The following is a 19,814-nucleotide window of genomic DNA, read 5'->3' on the forward strand; positions in this document are numbered from 1 at the left end:
CCCCCGAGACGAACCACTGCGCGAGCCCGGACCACCGGTCCGCCCACCGCTCGTACGCCACCGCCTCCGCGTGCTCGGCGTCGTCGGGGGAGGCGTCGACGGCCTCCCGGGCGGCCGCGATCCGCAACAGCGGCCCCACCCGCCCCTGGTCCTCCAGCTCCCCGATCAGCAGGGCGATCCGCCCGCCGAGGGTGATCAGGTCCTGGATGAACCGTTCCAGGTACTGGATCAGCCGGTCCTTGTACGCGAGGAACGCCTCGACCTCGATGTCGTGCAGATCGATGGTGCGCTGGAGCGACCCCATGAAGGCACGGGCGTTGTCGGCGAGGTCGGTGAAACGCGCGGTCAGCACGGACAGGGCGACGTACGCCTTCGCCGGGTCCGGCTCGTCCTGTGCCGCGATCACCAGCAGCGCCCGCAGCTGCGTGACGATGTCGTGCAGCGCGACCGCCTGGAGCTCCCCGCGCCGCCCCAGCACCTCGTCGTACGCCCCCAGTGCCGCCTCGGCCGCCTCACCGGCCCGTGTGAGCTGGTAGATGAACCGTCTGCGGTAGAAGTCCTCGACCGCCGTCACCCGCGCGTGGTCCGGGTCGGCACGCAGGTTCCCCCAGCCGACGAGGCTGTCCAGCGCCTTCGTCACCGCCTCGACATCGGAGGGCCGGCTCCCCGCCTCCAGGGCGGCGTACACGTCCTCCGGCCGCAGGTGCACGGCGAACCGTTCCTTGGCGGCGAGGAAGGTGCGCATCACCTGTCGGTAGAGGGGAGCGTTGGGGACGGTGAGGTGGGCGAAGGGACTGTAGTCGGCGGAGGACGGAACGGGGCCCCGGACCGCCGCCTCCCGGTTCCGTTCGTGGACCGGCTGCCGGTCCTGCGCGCTCCCCCGGTCCCCGTCCTCCAGCATGACCATGCGGTTCGTCGCCCCCACCCTCGCACTCGCGTCGTCCCGGATCGTTCCGAGTCGTTCCGGATCGTTCCGCCCTTCCCGACCTCCCCACCCTACCGACCGTGATTCCGCCGTACCGATCGAGTGATGGTCAAGGCAGGGCGACCTCGCACCAGACGGTCTTGGTGCACGGGTCGCCGCAGATGGTTCCCCAGCGGGCGGACAGGGCTTCGACGAGGAGGAGCCCCCGGCCGGTGTCGAGGTCGGCGGACGGCGACGGGATCGCACCGGGGGAAGGCGGACGGCGCTCGGGCCTCGCGTCCGTGACCTCGATGCGGAGCGAGGTCCCGTCGGGGCGGAGGGTGAGCCGCAGCCTGAAGTCACGCCCCCGCACCCGGCCGTGCCGCACCGCGTTCGTGGCGAGTTCGGCCACGAGCAGCGTCACCGTCCGGTTGGCTTCGCTGTCGTACGGCCGGCCCCAGCGGTGGAGCTCCTCGGCCGCGAGACGCCGGGCGAGACGGGCACCGCGCGGGGTGGCCGAGAGCCGGATGACGAAGTGGCCGGTGGCGGCGGAGTGTTGGGCGAGCCCCGGACGAAGTGCCGAGTGAGGTGCCGCCGAGTGGCCGGTATCACGATTCATGTCACTCAGCGTGGTCGACCACCTCTACGCCGACCAGTGACGACGTCGGTACGCGACGTCACTGTCCGGATGCCGTCCGGGCCTGTCCGGGCGGTGCGGCGTTACGCGGGGCGCCGACGAGCAGTTGGGCACGGACGGAACGGACGTGGAGGTGCGCGAACGTGGGTGTGACGGGGCAGGGAACGCAGGGCGGTGGCGACGGGATGGAGCCGTACGACGGAGACGACGAGGAGTCGGCGGCCGTACTGCGGACGATCGGCCGGGTCGTGAAGGCGTGCCGCGAACGGAAAGGGCTCACCCAGGCCGAGTTGGGCACGGCCATCGGCTACAGCGAGGAGCAGGTCTCCTCGGTGGAACGGGGACGGCGCGCACCGAGCGCGACGTTCCTGGAGAAGGCCGACGAGGTGCTGGAGGCCGGTGGGTTGATCGTCGGGCTGAGGAAGGAGGCGGAGGAGGCCAGGTTCCCGAAGAAGGTAAGAGATCTGGCGAAGCTGGAGGCGAAAGCGGTCGAGATCTGCACCTATGCCAACTCCGTCGTCCACGGCCTGCTCCAGACCCCTGACTACGCGAGGGCTCTGTACGGGATGCGGCGTCCGGCGTTCTCCGAGGAGGAGGTGGAACGGCTTGTCGCCGCACGACTGGCGCGTCAGGGGATCTTCGATCGGCAGCCCGCCCCCGTCTTCGCCTTCATCCAGGAAGAGGTGACGTTGCGGCGCCCGATCGGGGGCAGAATGGTGATGCGGAAGCAGCTCGAACACCTGTTGGAGGTCGGCCATCGGCGGAACGTGGAGATCCAGGTGATGCCCACGGACTGCGAGGACCACGCCGGTCTCGCGGGGTCGCTCCAGTTGCTCCGGCTCAAGGGCGGAGACACCGTGGGACACAACGAGGTTCAGCTCACCAGTCGACTGATCTCCCATCCCCAGGAAGTCCAGATCCACGAGATCCGCCATGGCATCATCCGGGCCCAGGCCCTCACACCCCGTGAGTCGCTGGCCCACATCGAGAAAGCGCTGGGAGAGACATGATGACCAACCCCTCGCCGGGGAACGGTTCCGTGCTGGAGTGGTTCAAGAGCAGCTACAGCACGAATGACGGCCCGGAGTGTGTGGAGGTCGCCCTCGCCCCCGGGACCGTCCACGTACGCGACTCGAAGCACACCCGGGGCCCCCGACTCGCCTTCGCCGCCCGGCAGTGGGCCGCCTTCGTGTCGTACGCCGCCGATCACCACTGACACACTGCCGCACCACCCCACCGTTGCCCCGCACCCGGTTCCGCACCGGGCGCGGGGCAACGGCGCGAGATCGTCCTCATTCCCCCGCGCCGAGCCGCACACAGAGGCGGGCGAGGTCGAGCGAACGCTCCAGATCCTCACGCCCCCACACCGTCGTGGTGTCCACCGCCCTGCGGGCGTCGAGCACCCGCGAGAGGTGGCCCCCGAACTCCGGGTGCCTGTCGGCGGCCAGCTCGCCGCCCTCCGACTTCGAGACGATGCGCCCGGTGAGAACCGTCGCCAGCAGGCGGGCCGGTCCCAGGGACATCCATTCGACCTCGAACGCGGACACCGGGTGGGTCGCCCCGTCGGCCAGATGAATCTGTTCGGACAGGGTGATCCTGTTGCGCCAGTACTGATCGAGATTGGCCCGGGAGAACCCGACCGCCCCGTCACGCGCGACCTCCCCCTCGATCGGCACCCCGGCGTTCCTCGGGTCCACCACCGCCATCGCCCCGTCCTCGGCGAGGGGAACCCGGACACCGGACTGGATGATGTTGAGCCAGGTGGCCCAGTTCATCGGACCGTCCGTCGACCCGGGATACAGAGTCCCGGCGACCGACGCCACGACGGACCGCAGGCCGTCGGGCCCCTTGGCCAGACCGTCCCTGGTCACATACATCGCGTCGATCGTGTGACCGTACTCGTACCGGGATTTCTCGTGCAGCGGCGCGACGGCATCCCGTGCACGCGAATCCAATTCCCTCTCCACCACGCAGACGAGGTCGATGTCGCTGTTCGCCTGCCAGTCACCGAGGGACGCGGACCCCACCACCACGACATCACGGAGAGCGTCCCCCAGGACTTCGACCAGTCGATTCGTGAAACGCCGCACGAGAATCCACGGTTCCCGGTCGCGGTCGATCACATATGAAGAATTCAACTCGACGCCTCTCTTCGCGTTTTCCGTGGCACACACGACGCCCACCGAGACCGACGTCATCCCGTCGTGGTGGGCAGGACCTTACCCACGCCCGCCTCGGAAACCGAGCACCGCTCCAGGCACTTCGAACGCCACCTGCGGGCTGTCATTCAATTGGCAGTCGAGTATGAAGGCACCCTCTGCACCGAAACCGAAGCGCCGCTGAAGAAATAAAAGAAGATTCCTCGTCACAACGATCCGCTGAAAACAGCCCGACCGCTCCGGGGAGAGGGCCGGGCGGGGCTTTCCTCATTGCTGCACCGGGAATCCGTCCTCGTACCGGGCAAGCATTTCGGCCGGCGTGCTCCGCTTCTTCTCCCGCAGCGGCGGCCCCACCACCTCCGCCCCCGCGCCCAGCGAGAGCAGTGCCGGGAGCGCCCGTTCGGCGGACCCGATGGGACGACCACCTGCGTCCAGCCGTCCGCGTCGGGTTCCGCCGACTCCGTGGCGGCACGGACCGCCGCCGGTTCGAGTACCTGCCCGATGCCCGCGAACGCCTCGGCCGACAGGCGCGGCACCGCTCGCTGATCCGGGACACCCGGCAGGTCCGCACGCCGCGCACGGACCCGGCCACCAGGTACCAGCGACCGGCCTTGAGGACCACTCCGCAGGGGTCGGCGGTCCTGATCGCCCCGTACGGGGTGGCCCAGCGTTCGTACCGGATCCACATGCGCTGCCGGCCCCGCACCGTGCTCGCCACCGAGTCCGGCCGAGGGGTCTCCTCGGAGTCCTGGTACCAGCCGGGCCGGGGACGGTTCCCCCGTCGCCCCGTGGTTCGGTCATACGTCTCGCGCGTGCAGCGTCGCGCCGCCGAGGGCCAGTGCGCCGACGGCCCACAGGGCCGCCACGCCGAGACCTTCCCAGGGACCGATCGGGAGCTGGTCGACGCCGATCGTCGTCTGGACGGAGAGACCGGCCGTCATGGGGGCGATCTGCTGGAGGAGTCGCTGCCAGTCCGGGTCCGTGATCACCTGGGCGAGGATCGGGAAGAGGAAGAGCAGCCCCAGAACGATCCCGATCGCCGTCGCCGAGCTCCGAACGATCAGGGCGATGCCGAGGCTGAGCAGCCCGACCAGGGCGAGGTAGAGGACGGATCCCACGGCGGCGCGCAGTGTCTCCGGGTCGGCCGACGGCATCGCCTCGTACCCGTGCGCCTCGGTGAAGCCCCGGCCCGGCTGCACCGTGCCGCCGATCAGCAGCGATCCGAGGACACCGATGGCACCCGCCACCAGGATCACCGCGGTGAGGACGACCGCCTTCGAGAAGAGGACGGTCGTCCTGCGCGGTACCGCGGCGACCGTGGTCCGCATCATGCCGGTGCCGTACTCGTTGCCGGCCATCAGCACCGCGACGATCGCGACGACGACCTGGCCGACCATGACACCGGTGAGACTGAGCCTCGTGGGGTCCTCCCCGCAGCCCGGGGAGTCGCACTGGGAGGTCATGGCCACCGCCGTGCCGACCGCCAGGGTCAGGACCACGACGCCGAGCAGCAGCCAGCGGTTGCTCGGGTCCGTCCGCAGCTTCGTCCACTCCGCGCGTCCCGCGTACCTCATGCGTCTCTCCGGCGGATCAGGACCAGGGCACCGGCGAAGGCGGTCGCCGCGTAGGCGCACAGGACGGCGAGGCCCTCCCACGGCGCCAGCGGGAAGTAGCCGTGCGCCGGCGAGTAGACGGTGACGACCTGGTCGTAGTGGGTGACGGTCTGCTGGATGGCGAACCCGGCGGCCGGTGTGACCTTCAGGAGCCAGTCCGAGGCCGCGGGAGGCAGGACGGATGCGGTGGCGAGCAGGTAGGGCAGCACCATGCCGACGACCACCGCGGTGATGGTCACGGCGCTGCGCCGCAGGATCGCGCCGAGCGCCAGGGCGAACACGCCGGCAGCCGCGAGCAGCAGCCCCGTCCCCACGACGGCCCTCAGTTCGGTTGATGGCGGCACTGTCAGAACCGGGAAGCCGTTCGCGAGCGACCGCGCCGCGCCGAGGGGCAGCATGACAGCGGCAGCGAGCGTTCCGGCGAGGAAGGCGGCGCAGCCCACCACGAGGGCCTTGCACACCAGCACGCGGCCTCTGCCCGGGCTGGCCGCGAAAGTGACACCGATCAGTCCTCGCCGGTACTCGACGGTCATGCAGCTCGTGGCCACGACGACCATCATGATCAGTCCTGCGAACGCACCGACGAGGAAGTTCGAGAGGATGCGCACGCCGCCGGCGGCGGGTCCGCCGACCACCGGCGCGATGTCGCCGGCCCCGGTGATGCGGTACCCCGTGCCGGACCGGATCGCTTCGCCCTTCGTCGACTGGCTGTAGCTGCCGCTCGTACCCGGGCCACCGCCGACCTGCCGGTCCTGCCAGGCGTTGCCGCTCCACCCACCGCTCAGGGCGGGGGCGCCGAACGTGCCGGTGGCGACGGCGGGGTTGAACCCTGTTCCCGTGCCGGTCTCCACCGTGGCCGACGGCGACGTCACGAACAGCCCGACCTGCGGGGACTCCGAGAGCCCGGAGAGGCGGGCCGTGCCTGCCTCGGACCACGTGCTGCCGTCCGTCGACTGATAGCCGGTCACGGTGTCGCCGGAACGCTCCAGCCGGAGCCAGCGCGGCGCCTTTGCCGACACCGCGCCGGGCAGTCCCGCCGTGTCGTGCGTGTAGTCGTACTGCATCCGCACACCGTGGGCGGCGGTGACCATCATCGCCGCGTACGAGGACCCCGGCTCCAGGGAGTCCTTCACGATGATTCCGGCCTTGGCCCAGGGCGCGAGACCGGGCCTGTTCCCGGTGGGTGTCGACGCGACCCGGCCGGTCAGCGAGGACACGGACACCGTGATGCTGCCGTCGCCCTTCAGCGGTTGACGCAGAAAGTAGAAGGCGTCGTTGACCGCTTCGCCGGAGGGGCCGACGGGCAGCTTCGACGCCTTGAGGCCGCCTTCGTTGCTCTGGGCCGTCGCGAGCAGACCGACCAGGCAAGTGACCACCAGCGCGCCGACCGTGCCGAGCACCCAGCCGCGCACGGTCCGGAATTTCGTCCACTCCGCGTGCAGTACGCGTCCGAAGCCGCCCCGTTCCGGCCGGCCGGTGGCGGGCGGCGGCGAGAGGGTCGTGGTCATCGTCCGGCCTCCCCGGTGACGGTCCCGCGGTACTGCACGGAGCCCCGGGTGAGTTCCATGTACGCCTCTTCCAGGGACGCGCGGTGCGAGGACACTTCGGAGAACGACACCGCGTTCGCACCGAGCACGGAGACAATGTCCTCGGCTGCCAGGCCGATGACGCCGATCGTGTCGCCACCCGTGGAACTCACCGTCGCGCCGGCCCGCGCGAGCACCTCCATCGCCTGCGCACGCGCGGACGTGCGCAGGGTGACGCGCCCCTCGGAGAACGAGCCGAGCAGGTCACGCACGCTCATGTCGGCGACGACCTTGCCGCGCCCGACGACGATCACATGATCGGCGGAGTCCTGAAGCTCGCTCATCAGGTGGCTGGACACCAGTACGGCACGGCCCTGTTCGGCGAGCGACGCCAGGAAGCCCCGCATCCACCGGAAGCCCTCGGGGTCCAGACCGTTGAACGGTTCGTCCAGCATGAGCATCGGCGGGTCGCCGAGCAACGCGGCCGCGATGCCCAGCCGTTGCCGCATCCCCAGGGAGAAGCCGCCGGCCTTCCGGTCCGCCGCGTCCTGGAGGCCGACCCTGCGGATCGCGTCGTCCACCGCGGCGGTGCCGAACCCCTGCGAGTGGGCCAGCCACAGCAGGTGATGGCGGGCGGTCCGGCTCGGCTGCACGGCGGCTGCGTCGAGCAGCGCGCCGACGTGTTCGAGGGGAGTGCGCAGCGTCCGGTACGGGCGCCCGCCGACCAGCGCACTTCCCTTGTCCGGCTTGTCCAGGCCGAGGATGACACGCATCGTCGTGGACTTCCCGGCGCCGTTCGGACCGACGAAGCCGGTGATCTGCCCCGGCCTGACGGAGAACGACATTCCGTCCAGCGCCTGAGTGCTGCCGAAGCGCTTGTGGACATCCCTGACCTCGATCACGGATTGCGAACCATCGATCGTCTTAGCCATGGGGGAAGGCTAGGGAAACGGGGGGCAGGACTCGTCACGGCAAGGAGCGAAGTTCCACGGCGCTCGTCCGGGGGACGCGCGGCAAACCGCCCTCCCCCGTGGGAGGGAGGACGGTCCGCTCCTGAGGATGAGCCCCCAGGATCGGCCGTGCGGATCGGGCCCGGGGCCCGGGGTTCCCCGGGCTCCCGCGTGTGGGTCGTGCCGGGCCGCTCCGGACGAAAGTCCCTAATCGGTTCTGCGGAATCCCGGGACGACGAGTCCCGTTTCGTACGCCGCGATCACGGCCTGGGTGCGGTCCCGCAGGCCCAGTTTGGTCAGTGTGCGGCTGACGTGCGACTTCACCGTCTCCTCCGTGACGAGGAGGCGGGCCGCGATCTCCCCGTTGGACATGCCGTCGGCGACGAGCAGCAGTACCTCGGTCTCCCGTGCCGTGAGCGTCTTGAGGTCCGGCGACGGCTGGGCCGGGCTCCTGGCGGGCATTCGCGCGAACTCACTGATCAGCCGACGGGTGACCCCGGGGGCGAGCAGTGCCTCTCCGGCGGCGACGACGCGCACGGCGTCGAAGAGCCGCTCGGCGGTGGCGTCCTTGAGCAGGAAGCCGCTGGCTCCGGCGCGCAGGGCGTCGTAGACGTACTCGTCCAGGTCGAACGTCGTCAGGATGAGGACGCGTGGCGCCTTCGCTCCGTCGGGCGCGCCGCCGAGGAGTTGCCGGGTGGCCTCTATGCCGTCCATCTCGGGCATGCGGATGTCCATGAGGACGACGTCCGGGGACACCTCACGGCAGACACGGACCGCGTCGACGCCGTTGGTGACGGTCTCGACGATGGTGAATTCCGGCTGGGAGTCGAGGAGTGCGGCGAATCCGGTGCGGACGACCAGGTGGTCGTCCGCGACGACGACGCGGATCGGTGTCGGCGGGAAGGTCATGTGATCCGTTCTGACTTGGCGGGGAAACTGGCTTCGACGATGAATCCACCGGAGTCCACCGGACCCGTGTCGATCCGCCCGCCGACGGCGGCGACCCGTTCCCGCATGCCGAGCAGACCGTAGCCGCCGCCCGGCTTCGCGGGCGGCGCTCCGGGGCCGTTGTCACGGATGCTGACGTGAAGGGCGTCGTGGGCGTAGCGCAGTTCCACGTCGACCGGTGCGCCCATGGCGTGTTTGCGGGCGTTGGTGAGGGACTCCTGGACGATGCGGTAGGCGGCCAGCTCGATTCCCGGGCCCATGGGGCGCGGGTCACCGCTGAGGACGAGCCGGATCGTGGCGGTGGAGGCTCTGCGGGCCTCGTCGAGCAGGGCGTCGAGCCGGGTGAGGTCGGGTTGCGGCCTCCGCCCGCCGCCGGTGGCGGGCTCGTCGTCGCGCAGCACGCCGAGCAGGCGGCGCATTTCCGTGAGGGCCGCGCGGGCGGTGTCGCCGATGCCGAGCAATCGCTCACCGCCTGCGGCGGGCATGCCGGGGGTGGTCACGCGGGCGGTCTCGGCCTGCACCGCGATCATGGAGACATGATGGCCGACGACGTCGTGCAGTTCGCGGACGATACGGGCGCGCTCCTCGTGGGCGGCGTTCTCCCATTGGCTGCCGGCCATGACTTCGCGCGTGGCGTCGTGTTCCCGGTCGTCCTGTCTCGCGCGATGGGCGAGACCGGCGAAGGCGGCCATCGGGGCCAGCGAGGCAAGGAGCACCGTGCGCACCCGGTAGTCGGTGTCCGTGGATCCGACGACGGCCAGTGCGACGAACGGTGTGGTGAGGAGCATCGCCGCAAGGACGTTTCTGCAGCGGCCGAGCCGGTACTGGGCGATCAGCTGGGCGGTGAAGCCCGCCAGTGTCAGCGTGTGGAAGCCGACGAGCGAGCCGAAGCTCGCCGCGGTCACCGTGAACCCGGCGAGGACGGGCCGCAGAAGAGCCAGTGGCAGCGCGGTGCACAAACACAACAGCCCTACGAGCATGGCGAGTTGGAAACCACCGACGCTTCCGCTCCCGGACGTGTCCTGCGAGGCGGCCGCGAACATCCGGGGAATCGACCCGCGGACGGCCACCAGCTCGCCGAGCGATTCGGCGATCGCGAGCACGCACAGGGTCGAGATGAACAGGGCGTCGCGCGGGAGGACCGACGCCCGCCTCAGCATTCCGGTCCAGCTGTCACGCCAACCAGTCGCACGGTTCACGCCGGTCATTATGGCAGTCGGCCCGGTGCGCGGCCGTGCCCCCGAAAAGTGATCAGCTACTCCCTCGCGCGAGGGACAGGGGCATCGCTCGCACGAGGGAGGGGAGTTGCGCACGACGAGGCCGGACGTTGGTGGAACAGGGCATCTGCACAAGGCAGTTGACCCGCCGCCACCCGTGAGGACGAACCGCCGCCCCACCGGAACGAGCGTCACCCCAGCGTTGGGACATCACCCAAAACGCCCGCGCCACACATCCCGCGCTCCCACAACCCACAGGCCGACGCCCCTACTTGACCAGCTCCAGAATCGCCACGCACTCCACGTGGTGCGTCATCGGAAAGATGTCAGCCTGAATGGGGCCCACAAATCCCCATTTCAGAAGTGGTTTTCCGGCTCGCCTCCCTTCATGAAGGCTCCACGAGTGTCAAATGAGCTTCATGGCCCGGAATGCATCCGCCTGGGACGGAGCAGGTACGGTCGCACACGGCTCCCTCTCAGCCCGTCGACGTGGAAGCACCAGGGGAAACCAGCAGGAGCGGCCGACACCGAGCAGTTGAGATGTCATCCTCAGGTCATGGCTGACGCTGACATCGACCTGAGGAGAACTGTGAGACGGTAAAGCGACCGCGACAACCTGGACAAGCTGATCAAGGACTTCGATCAGACCAGAAGTTCCTGGCCAAGCTGGACAAGGTGGTTCAGGCCGGTCTCCAGGTTCATCTGACCCTGGACAACTACGCGACCCACAAGACGCCCGGCATCAAGAAGTGGCTGCTGGCGCACCCACGCTTCCACCTGCGCTTCACGCCGACCAGTGCGTCCTGGCTGAACCTGGTCGAGTGGTGGTTCGCCGAGCTCACGCAGAAGAAGCTCAAACACGGTGCCCACCGCTCCGTCCAGGCCCTCGAACGTGACATCCGGACCTGGCTCGCCGACTGGAACGAGCACCCCAGGCCCTTCGTCTGGACAAAGACAGCCGACGAGATCCTCGACAAAGTCGCTGCCTACTGCCGACAGATCTCCGACTCAGATCACTTAGGGCTTGCCGGGAATCAACATGGTGATTCTCTGCGAGCCTTAGCTTGTTCTTTATCTACCAAGATCTTCCGGGCTTGCCGATGGCCTTGAGGGTTTCGGGGCGTTTGGCGGTCTTGCCGACGTCGTAGCGGGGTGCCCGGTGTCTGTTCTTGGCGCCGGGTGGTCGTCCGGGGCCGGCGCCGCGGGGTTTGGGAACGCGGGCCGGGCAGGCGAGGTGAGCGCGGATGTTCCTGAATCCCCGGCGGACCCGGGCTGGGGTGAGCCGGCTGGAGGCGGTGGGCTTCTCCCGGGGCCGGCGGAGGTCTGTGGCGAGAGGGCGGGCGAGCCGGAGTTGGGTGTGAGCGACGATCAGGATCCAGGTCCAGCGGTCCGCCGCCTCGGGGGTACGGAGTTTCGGGGTGGTCCAGCCGAGGGTCTGCTTCGCGAAGCGGAGGGTGTGCTCCAGATCGAAGCGGCGGAGGAACGCCTGCCAGAAACGGTCCACATCGTCCGGTGTGGCACCGGTCCAGAGCGTGCGGCCCTGATGGTCGGCGACGACGGTGGCCTTCATCGTGTTCTGTTTCTTCTTGCCCGGGACGAACGCACGGCGCCCGCCGCGGCCGGCCGGGGGCCGGCGGACCTGGACCTCGGTGGCGTCCAGCCGCAGCTCGATGCCCTCGGCCCGGGCGTATGCGAACACATCCGCCAGGGTCCGCAGCCGCAGACCGGGCCGGTCGGGGACCGCGCATCCCCGCTCGGCCAGCAGCCCTCGTATCTCGGCGATCGCACGGGTGATGGTGGAGCGGTCAACGCCGAACAACAGCCCCAACGCCGCATGCGGCAGATCGTGCCGCGGGTGAATCAGTGTGGCCACGAGCCGGTCGACGAACACCAGCCGATGCGGGGCACCGGCTCCTGCCTCGCGCTTCCTGGCCCCGCCGCGAGCTCCGTGACGACGCCCCTCGACCACGGCCTGCCACGGATCAGCCAACTCCTCAACCAGGCAGGCGAGATGACCCCGGGAGACCCCTGTGAACACCTGATGCGCGAGAACCGTCCGACTGAGCATGATCGCCACATCCAGATCATGCCACCCACCAGCAAGAACACATCACCCGCTATCACGCACCAGCTCGTTAGCTTGGCGTTTATCGTCCGCGGTCGAACGTAGCGTCGAACTTGGTGTCGCTTTCGGCTGAGTGCCTGACGCGAGAGCGGCCTTCGCCTGATCCTGTGCTCCGTCACAGAGGCACTTGACCAGCACGAAGGCCGGAACAATGAGTCTGCTGCAGCGGGATGCGTTTGCCGAACTGTCGGGCTTCCGGAGGGAGTTCTATGCCTGCCCGACCAAGAGGCCCGACGCCTTGTTCGAGCTGAGTGACGCCTTGCTATGTGCGGACGCCCCAGTGAGGACGTTGGTCGAGCTGTCCCTGGCGCTGAGCATCAGCGTGGGCATGGTGCGTTGTACGGCGGGCTGAACCTTGGGCATCTGGATGTGGCACGGCTGCGCCGGGCGCTGGCGGGTCTGCCGCTTCCCCGGACGGCGGAGGGGCGGTTGGTCCTGGCGGTCGATGTCGGCAACTGGTTGCGGCCTGATGCGAATACCAGCCCGGATCGGCTGTTTTGCCATACATACGGTCGGGGCAGGGGCTCGGCCCAGATGATCCCCGGGTGGCCCTACTCCTTCATTGCCGCTCTGGAACCGGGGCGGACGTCGTGGACTGCCATGCTGGACGTGGTCCGGCTGTGTCCGTGGGACGACGCGATCGCCGTCACCGCAGCCCAGGTCCGGGACGTGTTCCAGCGGCTGTATGCGACAGGGCAGTGGCAGATCGGTGACCCGCCCATCCTGGTCGTCGTCGATGCCGGCTATGACGTGACCCGTCTGGCTTTCCTGCTCGCGGACCTGCCCGTGGAACTGCTGGGCCGGATGCGTTCGGACCGCGTCCTGTACTTCCCGCCCCCGCCACAGCCGCCGGGCAAATGCGGGCGCAAGCCCAAGCGCGGGGCGGAGTTCGCGTTCGAGGTTGCGGCCACTCAGCCGATCCCGTCGGTCACCACGGTGACCGACACCACCCACTACGGGAAGGTCGTCGCCACCGCCTGGGATCGACTGCACCCACTACTGGTCCGGCGCTCGGCCTGGGCCAACCACCCCGAAGGAGACCTGCCGGTCATCGAAGGCGCCGTCATCCGTCTTCAGGTCGACCACCTCCGTGGAGACCGCAGCCCCAGGCCGGTCTGGCTGTGGTGGTCGACCACCGCCGCGACTGCTGGGGATGTGGACCGGCTCTGGCAGGCATTCCTGCGCAGATTCGACCTTGAGCACACCTTCAGGATGTTCAAGCAGACGTTGGGGTGGACCGCTCCCAAACTCCGCGAGCCGGCCGCCGCCGACCGCTGGACTTGGCTCGTCATTGCAGCCCACACCCAACTCCGCCTTGCCCGGCCCCTCGCAGAAGACTCCGCAATCCCTGGGAGCGGCCCGCCCGCCAAGGGCGCCTCACGCCCGCGCACGCGTCCGTCGAGGATTTCGCCGCCTCCACGGGAAAACGCCTCAGCCGGCCAGCGTACCGAAACCCAGCACCGCAGGCCGCGGCCGGCCAATTGGGATGAAGAACAAGCACCGCGCACGCGAGCACCCCGTCGGGAAACAGGACAAACCAAACCTCGTGGCAGCCATCACAAACAGCAGAGCTGTATAAACGCCAAGCTTAGCGGGTCGCTACCGAGCCGGGCCCGCCAGCGTACTGATGGGCAACGGAGGGCACATCTCCGGCTTCCGGGTGAGTCTCACCAGTTCCTCTGAGGGTTCGTTCCCGTCCCGGACAGCCGTGACATAAGCCTTCGCCTGCTGTGGTCCCAACAACGGAGCCTGCTTCCGTAGGTGGCGTATCGCGGCCACCGTCCCGTCAGAGTGCACGAGTGCCAGGACATCCGTGATCAGCGGATCGGGAGGTCGGACACCTCTGACCTGCTGAAGGTAGAGCTCCTCCCAGCCTTCGCCGACGAAGGTAGTGACAGGGATGTGGTGGATGCTCCCGTCTTGTCGATCCACCAGATAGGGCCCATGGCCCACCAACATCTTCCCGGTATCGCGGCTGCGGGTGTACTCCACCGACTGCCAGAAGACCAGCCACCCGAAGGCGTGTTCCTCCACGTCGAGGACAGCGAGCTCGGGCAGCTGTGCCATCCATGGTGACTCCTGCCGCTCTCTCGACAGCAGGGCCTCGACCAGCTCCACGGCGCGTTCCTTGATGACCACGTCCCTCATCTTTCACCATGGCGCAACCAGGCCTCGATCCCGACCGGACCAGTCGTACATCGCCCAGATCGAGATCTCAAACGCGGTCTGAGCTTGTTCTTTATCTACCAAGATCTTCCGGGCTTGCCGATGGCCTTGAGAGTCTCGGGGCGTTTGACGGTTTTGCCGACGTCGTAGCGGGGTGCCCGGTGTCTGTTCTTGGCGCCGGGTGGTCGTCCGGGGCCGGCGCCGCGGGGTTTGGGAACGCGGGCCTGGCAGGCGAGGTGAGCGCGGATGTTCCTGAACCCTCGGCGGCCTCGGGCGGGGGTGAGCCGGCCGGAGGCGGTGGGCTTCTCCCAGGGCCGGCGGAGGTCTGTGGCGAGAGGGCGGGCGAGCCGGAGCTGGGTGTGAGCGACGATCAGGATCCAGGTCCAGCGGTCCGCCGCCTCGGGGGTACGGAGTTTCGGGGTGGTCCAGCCAAGGGTCTGCTTCGCGAAGCGGAAGGTGTGCTCCAGATCGAAGCGGCGGAGAAACGCCTGCCAGAYKCGGTCCACATCGTCCGGTGTGGAACCGGTCTTCGAGGACCACAGCCACACCGGCGGAGCGTCCCGGTCATTCGACAGATGCTCGACCTTCAGCCGGATCAACGTGCCTTCGACCAAGGGCAGTTCGCCGTCGTGGTCGAGCCAGGAGGAACGGTGGGTGAGCCGGGGATGGACCCGGTCCCATGCCCTTGTCCCGGCCTTGCCGTAGTTGGTGGTGTCGGTGACCGTGGTGATCGCGGGTTCGGGCCAGGTCTCCGGTTTGGTGAAGCGGAACTCCGGTCCGTGCCTGGGCGGCCGGCCGTTCGTCCCCGGCCGCCGGGGCGGCTTCGGCAGGCGCATGACACGGTCGGAGCGGACTCGGCCGATCAGTTCSACGGGCAGGTCACGCAGGACCCGGGCCAGACGGGTGACGTCATAGCCGGCGTCGCTGACGATCACGATATGTGGATCCCCGGCCTGCCACTGCCCCACGGCGATGAGCCGCTCGACGACACCCCGCAGCTGGGCGGCGGTGACCGCGGTCGCGTCGTCCGCCGGGCCGAGCCGGACCGCGTCCAGGATCGCGGTCCAGGACGTGGCGCCCGGCTCCAGCGCGGCCACGAAGGAGCAGGGCCAGCCCGGGATGAACTGCGAGGCCCTCTTCGCCCGGCCGTAGACGTGACAGAAGAGCCGCTCCGCCGAGCACGGCGCGTCCGAGCGAAGCCAGGGCGACACGTCGACGGCCAGGACCAGGCGCCCGCCGTCGAAACGCGGCAGCAACAGCCCTGCGAGCACTGTCCGCAGCCGATCAGTGTCGATCCGGCCATGGTTCAGCCCGCCGTACATCGCTCCGTGTCCACGACGGTGCTCGGGCAGCAGCGTCAGGTCCACCGGGGACTTCACCGCACCGTCCGCACACAGCACCGCGTCCGCCAGCTCGAACAACTCGTCGCGCCGGGCGGTCAGACACTCGTAGAACTCGCCCCGGAAGCGTGACGCTTCCCTCCGCACGACATCAGGCAGCAGACTCACCCTCACGGCCTTCGTCTTGGTCAGTGCACCTTGGTCGGAGCACATGATCAGACGAAGGCCGCCCCCACGTCCGACGAATCCCCAGGTGAGCGACTCAGTACGAGACACCGTTCGAGACCGGAAGAAAAAGAACAAGCTGAGGGGGGCGAACACCGTTGCGCTGACGGCTCGCTCCCCTATCCAGTGATGTTCAGGTTGTGCAGTCGCGCGATACCACTCATGGCGTGGTGAATGCCGTCGCCTTTGAGACGGCAGTCACGCAGGATCTTCCAGGCCTTCATCCTTGCGAAGACGTGCTCGACGCGGGCGCGTACTTGCTTGTGGGACTTGCTGTGCGCCTGCTTCCACTCGGGCAGGTCTTCGCCTTTCCGGCGTCGGTGGGGCATCACGAGCCCGGTGCCCGGGTAGCCGCCGTCGATGACGATCTGGTGGTTGGTGGAGTACCGGTAGTTTTTCGACTGCTAAGCCACCGTGTGGTCGCGCGTGGGCACGAGGGTGCCGTCGACGATCAGGACGGTGTCCTTGGCGAAGCGGCGTCGGGGTCGCAGGCCCAGCAGCGGGCCGAGATGGTCGATGATGCGGCCGACTGCGGACTTGGAGATACCGAAGAGCGGGGCGAGCTGTCGCGTCGTCAGATTCGTGCGCCAGTACGTCGCCACCAGCAGAATGCGATCCGACAGTGGCAGGCTCCAGGGGCGTCCCCGCCGGATCTCGTCGACACCCTCACGCTGCAACGCGGATACCAACTTGCTGAAACAGCGCGGGCTCATTCCTGTGAATGGCACTATCCATGACGGCTCCGACACAGTGAGCGTTTTCCAACCTCACGCTGATGCGTGGTGAGGGACGGGGACAGCCCTGACGACGTCGGTGATGCGGTTGGTGCTGCGGCGGAGCTTCGCAGGAGGCGCCACCCCCTGAGGGTGGCCATGACCTGCTCGCCGAGGCAGCGGATCTTGGCGTGAGCGGTGTCGTGGCGGCGCTTCCGCTTGAGGCGGCGGCCCCGAAACGGGCCCCTTCTTCACCATGATGGTCGCCTTGGGCTACGGTCGTGCCCCGTGTCTGCAAGGGAGTGGTGCTGATGCCCCGCCATGTACTGGCCGCGACGCGCATGGACGGCAGGGAGATCGCCCGCGAGGAGCGCCCCGCCGCGCCATCGCTCACCGTGGTCGCCGCGTACGGAGATCTCCATGCCTGCGACTACGTGACCGTCTCCCAGGGGGAGTCCGTCGGGCTCTACGCCCGCGACCCCGGAGGCACGTGGGACGCTGTGAGCCCCGGAACCGACGCGGTGACCACCGACGAGATGCGCCTGTGGTTCGAGCTCATCCACCACTACCCGGGCCCGGACGGGGCGGACCCGAACCATCCGCTGGGCAGGGCCCCGCAGCCGGGTGCCGTCGGACGCATCGACGAACGGCGCGCCATCGCCCTGGTCCAGGAGCACATCGCCACCGGAGGCCTGGACTACCCGCCCCAGGGCCTGGTCGCGGATCGGTTCGCCGCGGGCTGGAGCGTTTACGCGCCCGTCGACGTCGACGACAGCGATCCCATGGCCTTCCTCGACATGCCCGTCGGCCGTTCGGTGTTCATGGTCGGCGACACGGGGCGCATCAAGGAGGTCACCTCCGCGATCCCGCCCGGACAGGCCGACGCCCTGTTCACCGCGGAGGAGGCCTTCGTACGGCGTACGCCCGCCGAGGAGGCGTTCATGAACGACCTCAAGGCGGAGTTCGAGCGCCTCGACGCCCGGTCCGGGCAGCCGGGCGCGATCACCGACTTCACCGTCGTCGGCACCCCGCCCGAGGACATGACGGCGGCCCGCGTGACCGCGCTGACCGACGAGATCGCCCGCCAGCTGGCGCTGTGCGGACCACAGCGGTGGGAACGCATGGTGGCGGCATTCTCCTGCGCCGTCTCCGCCGAGACGGCCGATCTGTGCTTCTGGCAGCACGAACGGCCCATAGAGGCACGGGTGCCGGAGCAAATAGCCCTCCTCGTACGCCGCCAGCGCCACCTCGCGGCCGCCATGCCGGCCGGACCGTGGCTGCGTCTGATGGTCGCCGTCACCAAGGGGCCCGGCGGCCAGGCCCAGGTCTCCACCCAGTACGACTACGGTGACGAGCGGCTCCCCGACGGGCAGTTGCTCGCCCCCAGGCACTACCGCAACGACCTTGCCGCCTACCCGCGGGCCGGGGTACCGGCGTGGCTGCGGGCCTATGCCGGGGCGAACGACCGTCGCACGGCATCCCCGCGCCAGGAGGCCCCCGAGCGCCCCTTCGTGGACAGTCTGGTCGGCTGGACGACACACGTGGTCGCCGACCAGCAGCGGATCACGTACGGCGGTGACTCGCTGACCTGGGAGGAGATCGAGTGGGTCCGGTATCCCGTCTCGCGGACCAAACACCAGGGCTTCCTGTTCCCCTCCATGTACACCAATACGTACACGTTCGGCGTGGGCAGATACGGGAACTCACCGAAGAGCCTGGAGAATCTGACCTGGAGCAAGGGCGGAAAGCGGGCCGAGGCCCCCGAAGCGTGGCTGGCCCTGGTCGAGTTCGCACAGCGCGTCCTCGAGCCCCGGCTGCTCGCGCAGCGTCTCGACCTGATCCGGCGCGGCGGGTCGTTCACCATCGGCGAGATGCGCGTGCACCGCGGCGGGCTCACGCTGCGCGGGGTCATGGAGGCCGATTGGGGTTCGCTCACGGACGTCAAGGTCGCGGACGGCCTGGTGTGGATCCATGAGCGGGGCAGGCAGCAGGCGGTGAGGGTGTCCCTCGGCAGCGCCAACGCCGTTCTCCTGCCCCGCATCGTGGCGGCCATGGCCGGCTGAGCCGCGGCTATCCGTGCAGGCGCCCCGAGACCTGCGTGATCTCCTCGGCGCCCAGCGGGTACGGGCTGCCGTACAGCAGCGGACCGGCGACGACCGCCGGACCGGTGACGGGCGCCGCGCCGTGCTCGGCCGCGAGCCGGCTGGCCACGGGGTTGGGCGGGCCGGAACGCGCACGACCCGGGCCGTCCTCGGCGTACCAGAGGGTGAGCTCCTCGCCGAGCTTGGTGGAGCGTATGTGCTCCGAACCGAGAAGACGAGCGACCTCCTGCACGAGATCCATCCCGTACGACGCGGTCTTCACCTGCTGGATGCCCCTGTCGGACACGAGCAGCAGGCCGGACGTCGCCTTGTTCCGCTTGAAGAGTCCCATCCCGTCACTCTATTGACGCGGCCACATCACCTGCCACCCTCTTCCCTGACTCCGTCACGCTTCTCGGGCCCCGTCACGCGTCGGCGCTTCCCCGCGCGCGGTGCTCCTGGCAATCCGCACATGCGGAGCCATGGATTTCGCTCGGCGGGAGTGAGTCTTCTCGAAGCTGGCCGCTGGACGAAGACCCGGGCGGTGAGGTGACCAGCGAGCCCGTCATGGCTGCTTCCATCGCGGGCGCTGGCGTGAAGCCTGAGTGCGGCAAAGGCGGTCGCCCCCGTGCAGGAGGTGACCGCCGGAAGTCTGCGTAGGGTCAGCCGTTTCCAACCTGACGGGTGGTCGAATCGGCAGCCCCGGCGGTGGGTATGAAGAAAGCTCCTGGTAGACGGGTTCACGACCAAGATCATCAGTCCGCCAGGAGTCTCAATGACGAAGTCAAGACTCCTGCGCGACGGGGGTGAACAGCCTGTCGTCGAGCAGGAGAGCCCACAGCACGCCGGCCCGGCGCCGGGCCAAGGCGATGACGGCCTGGACATGCTTGCAACCCTCGCTGCGCTTCTTGAGTGGGCGTTAAGTCCGATCTTCCTCGGTTCGTGATCGCTCGGTCGTGGTACTGATCGCGGTCCGGACCGCCTCATGGGCATGTCCATGTTGAGATGCGGGGCGTGAAGAGAGAGCCGTACCTCAGCGACTTGCCGGACGAGCAGTGGGCGTTGATCGAGCCGATGATCACGACCTGGAAGCAGGACCGGGTGGCGGGGTCGGCGACCGGAGATCCCGGGTCCTGCGACCTGCGGGAAGTCGTGAACGCGATCTTCTGCCGGAACCGGACGGGCTGCCAGTGGCGCCTGCTGCCGCACG

At 68.9% G+C, this 19,814-nt stretch carries 17 protein-coding genes and 4 pseudogenes; 6 read left to right on the forward strand and 15 right to left on the reverse strand.

Going from position 1 to position 19,814, the window contains the following annotated elements:
• On the reverse strand, positions 1-925 hold a 925-nt coding region (locus tag EAO76_RS24385; protein ID WP_262375712.1), incomplete at its 3' end, for a TIGR02677 family protein.
• A gap of 109 nt (positions 926-1,034) precedes the next feature.
• Complete coding sequence (locus EAO76_RS24390; protein WP_148838082.1) at positions 1,035-1,523, reverse strand: ATP-binding protein; 489 nt, start codon at positions 1,521-1,523, stop codon at positions 1,035-1,037.
• A gap of 203 nt (positions 1,524-1,726) precedes the next feature.
• Here EAO76_RS24390 and EAO76_RS24395 point away from each other — a divergent pair, with 203 nt between their 5' ends.
• Positions 1,727-2,551, forward strand: coding sequence for a helix-turn-helix transcriptional regulator (locus EAO76_RS24395; protein ID WP_148838096.1), 825 nt, complete (start codon positions 1,727-1,729; stop codon positions 2,549-2,551).
• Positions 2,551-2,757, forward strand: coding sequence for a DUF397 domain-containing protein (locus EAO76_RS24400; RefSeq protein ID WP_148838083.1), 207 nt, complete (start codon positions 2,551-2,553; stop codon positions 2,755-2,757). Before EAO76_RS24395 ends, EAO76_RS24400 begins: the two co-directional genes overlap by 1 nt.
• Positions 2,758-2,833: 76 nt before the next feature.
• On the opposite strand, the gene EAO76_RS24405 is transcribed toward EAO76_RS24400, so the two are convergent.
• The 7 genes from EAO76_RS24405 to EAO76_RS24435 form a co-directional block, all read right to left on the reverse strand.
• Positions 2,834-3,739 (reverse strand): nucleotidyltransferase domain-containing protein, encoded by a 906-nt coding sequence (locus EAO76_RS24405; RefSeq protein ID WP_148838084.1) that lies wholly within the window; start codon positions 3,737-3,739, stop codon positions 2,834-2,836.
• An 85-nt stretch (positions 3,740-3,824) separates the two neighbouring features.
• Entirely contained in the window at positions 3,825-4,418 is a 594-nt protein-coding gene (locus EAO76_RS47720; protein WP_389529663.1) for a WYL domain-containing protein, read from the reverse strand.
• Positions 4,419-4,497: 79 nt separating this feature from the next.
• A complete protein-coding gene (locus EAO76_RS24415) occupies positions 4,498-5,274 on the reverse strand; it encodes an ABC transporter permease (RefSeq protein ID WP_148838086.1) in 777 nt (258 codons plus the stop codon).
• Positions 5,271-6,821, reverse strand: coding sequence for a hypothetical protein (locus tag EAO76_RS24420; protein WP_148838087.1), 1,551 nt, complete (start codon positions 6,819-6,821; stop codon positions 5,271-5,273). The genes EAO76_RS24415 and EAO76_RS24420 overlap by 4 nt, the downstream gene beginning before the upstream one ends.
• A complete protein-coding gene (locus EAO76_RS24425; RefSeq protein WP_187438777.1) occupies positions 6,818-7,771 on the reverse strand; it encodes an ATP-binding cassette domain-containing protein in 954 nt (317 codons plus the stop codon). Before EAO76_RS24425 ends, EAO76_RS24420 begins: the two co-directional genes overlap by 4 nt.
• Positions 7,772-7,996: 225 nt before the next feature.
• Positions 7,997-8,698 (reverse strand): response regulator transcription factor, encoded by a 702-nt coding sequence (locus EAO76_RS24430; protein WP_148838088.1) that lies wholly within the window; start codon positions 8,696-8,698, stop codon positions 7,997-7,999.
• Positions 8,695-9,936: a sensor histidine kinase gene (locus tag EAO76_RS24435; protein ID WP_262375713.1), complete on the reverse strand. Its 1,242-nt coding sequence runs from the start codon at positions 9,934-9,936 to the stop codon at positions 8,695-8,697. Before EAO76_RS24435 ends, EAO76_RS24430 begins: the two co-directional genes overlap by 4 nt.
• A gap of 672 nt (positions 9,937-10,608) precedes the next feature.
• Here EAO76_RS24435 and EAO76_RS24440 point away from each other — a divergent pair.
• A pseudogene (locus EAO76_RS24440) lies at positions 10,609-10,971 on the forward strand (transposase); the annotation flags it as partial.
• A gap of 58 nt (positions 10,972-11,029) precedes the next feature.
• On the opposite strand, the gene EAO76_RS46580 reads toward EAO76_RS24440, so the two are convergent.
• A complete protein-coding gene (locus EAO76_RS46580; protein ID WP_262375714.1) occupies positions 11,030-12,022 on the reverse strand; it encodes a transposase in 993 nt (330 codons plus the stop codon).
• Positions 12,023-12,230: 208 nt separating this feature from the next.
• Between EAO76_RS46580 and EAO76_RS24450 the strand changes: the two are divergent.
• Positions 12,231-13,658 (forward strand): annotated as a pseudogene (locus EAO76_RS24450) (NF041680 family putative transposase).
• A 20-nt stretch (positions 13,659-13,678) separates the two neighbouring features.
• Here EAO76_RS24450 and EAO76_RS24455 read toward each other — a convergent pair.
• The 3 genes and pseudogenes from EAO76_RS24455 to EAO76_RS24465 all read right to left on the reverse strand — a co-directional run bounded on the left by EAO76_RS24455 (position 13,679) and on the right by EAO76_RS24465 (position 16,523).
• On the reverse strand, positions 13,679-14,227 hold the full coding sequence (locus EAO76_RS24455) for a YrhB family protein (RefSeq protein ID WP_262375715.1): 549 nt from the start codon (positions 14,225-14,227) through the stop codon (positions 13,679-13,681).
• A 95-nt stretch (positions 14,228-14,322) separates the two neighbouring features.
• Entirely contained in the window at positions 14,323-15,798 is a 1,476-nt protein-coding gene (locus EAO76_RS24460; protein WP_148838089.1) for an NF041680 family putative transposase, read from the reverse strand.
• Positions 15,799-15,929: 131 nt separating this feature from the next.
• Positions 15,930-16,523, reverse strand: a pseudogene (locus tag EAO76_RS24465) (transposase family protein).
• Positions 16,524-16,834: 311 nt separating this feature from the next.
• On the opposite strand from EAO76_RS24465, the gene EAO76_RS24475 reads away from it, so the two are divergent.
• Positions 16,835-18,586 carry a hypothetical protein gene (locus EAO76_RS24475; RefSeq protein WP_148838090.1) on the forward strand — a complete coding sequence of 584 codons (1,752 nt, stop codon included), beginning with the start codon at positions 16,835-16,837 and terminating at the stop codon, positions 18,584-18,586.
• 7 nt (positions 18,587-18,593) lie between these two features.
• On the opposite strand, the gene EAO76_RS24480 is transcribed toward EAO76_RS24475, so the two are convergent.
• Positions 18,594-18,956, reverse strand: a complete 363-nt coding sequence (locus tag EAO76_RS24480; protein WP_093812950.1) for a hypothetical protein — start codon at positions 18,954-18,956, stop codon at positions 18,594-18,596.
• Between the two features lie 432 nt (positions 18,957-19,388).
• Positions 19,389-19,517, reverse strand: a pseudogene (locus tag EAO76_RS24485) (IS110 family transposase); the annotation flags it as partial.
• A gap of 101 nt (positions 19,518-19,618) precedes the next feature.
• Here EAO76_RS24485 and EAO76_RS24490 point away from each other — a divergent pair.
• On the forward strand, positions 19,619-19,814 hold a 196-nt coding region (locus tag EAO76_RS24490; RefSeq protein ID WP_316248369.1), incomplete at its 3' end, for a transposase.

Source organism: Streptomyces sp. sk2.1 (genome assembly GCF_008120935.1).
GTDB lineage: Bacteria > Actinomycetota > Actinomycetes > Streptomycetales > Streptomycetaceae > Streptomyces.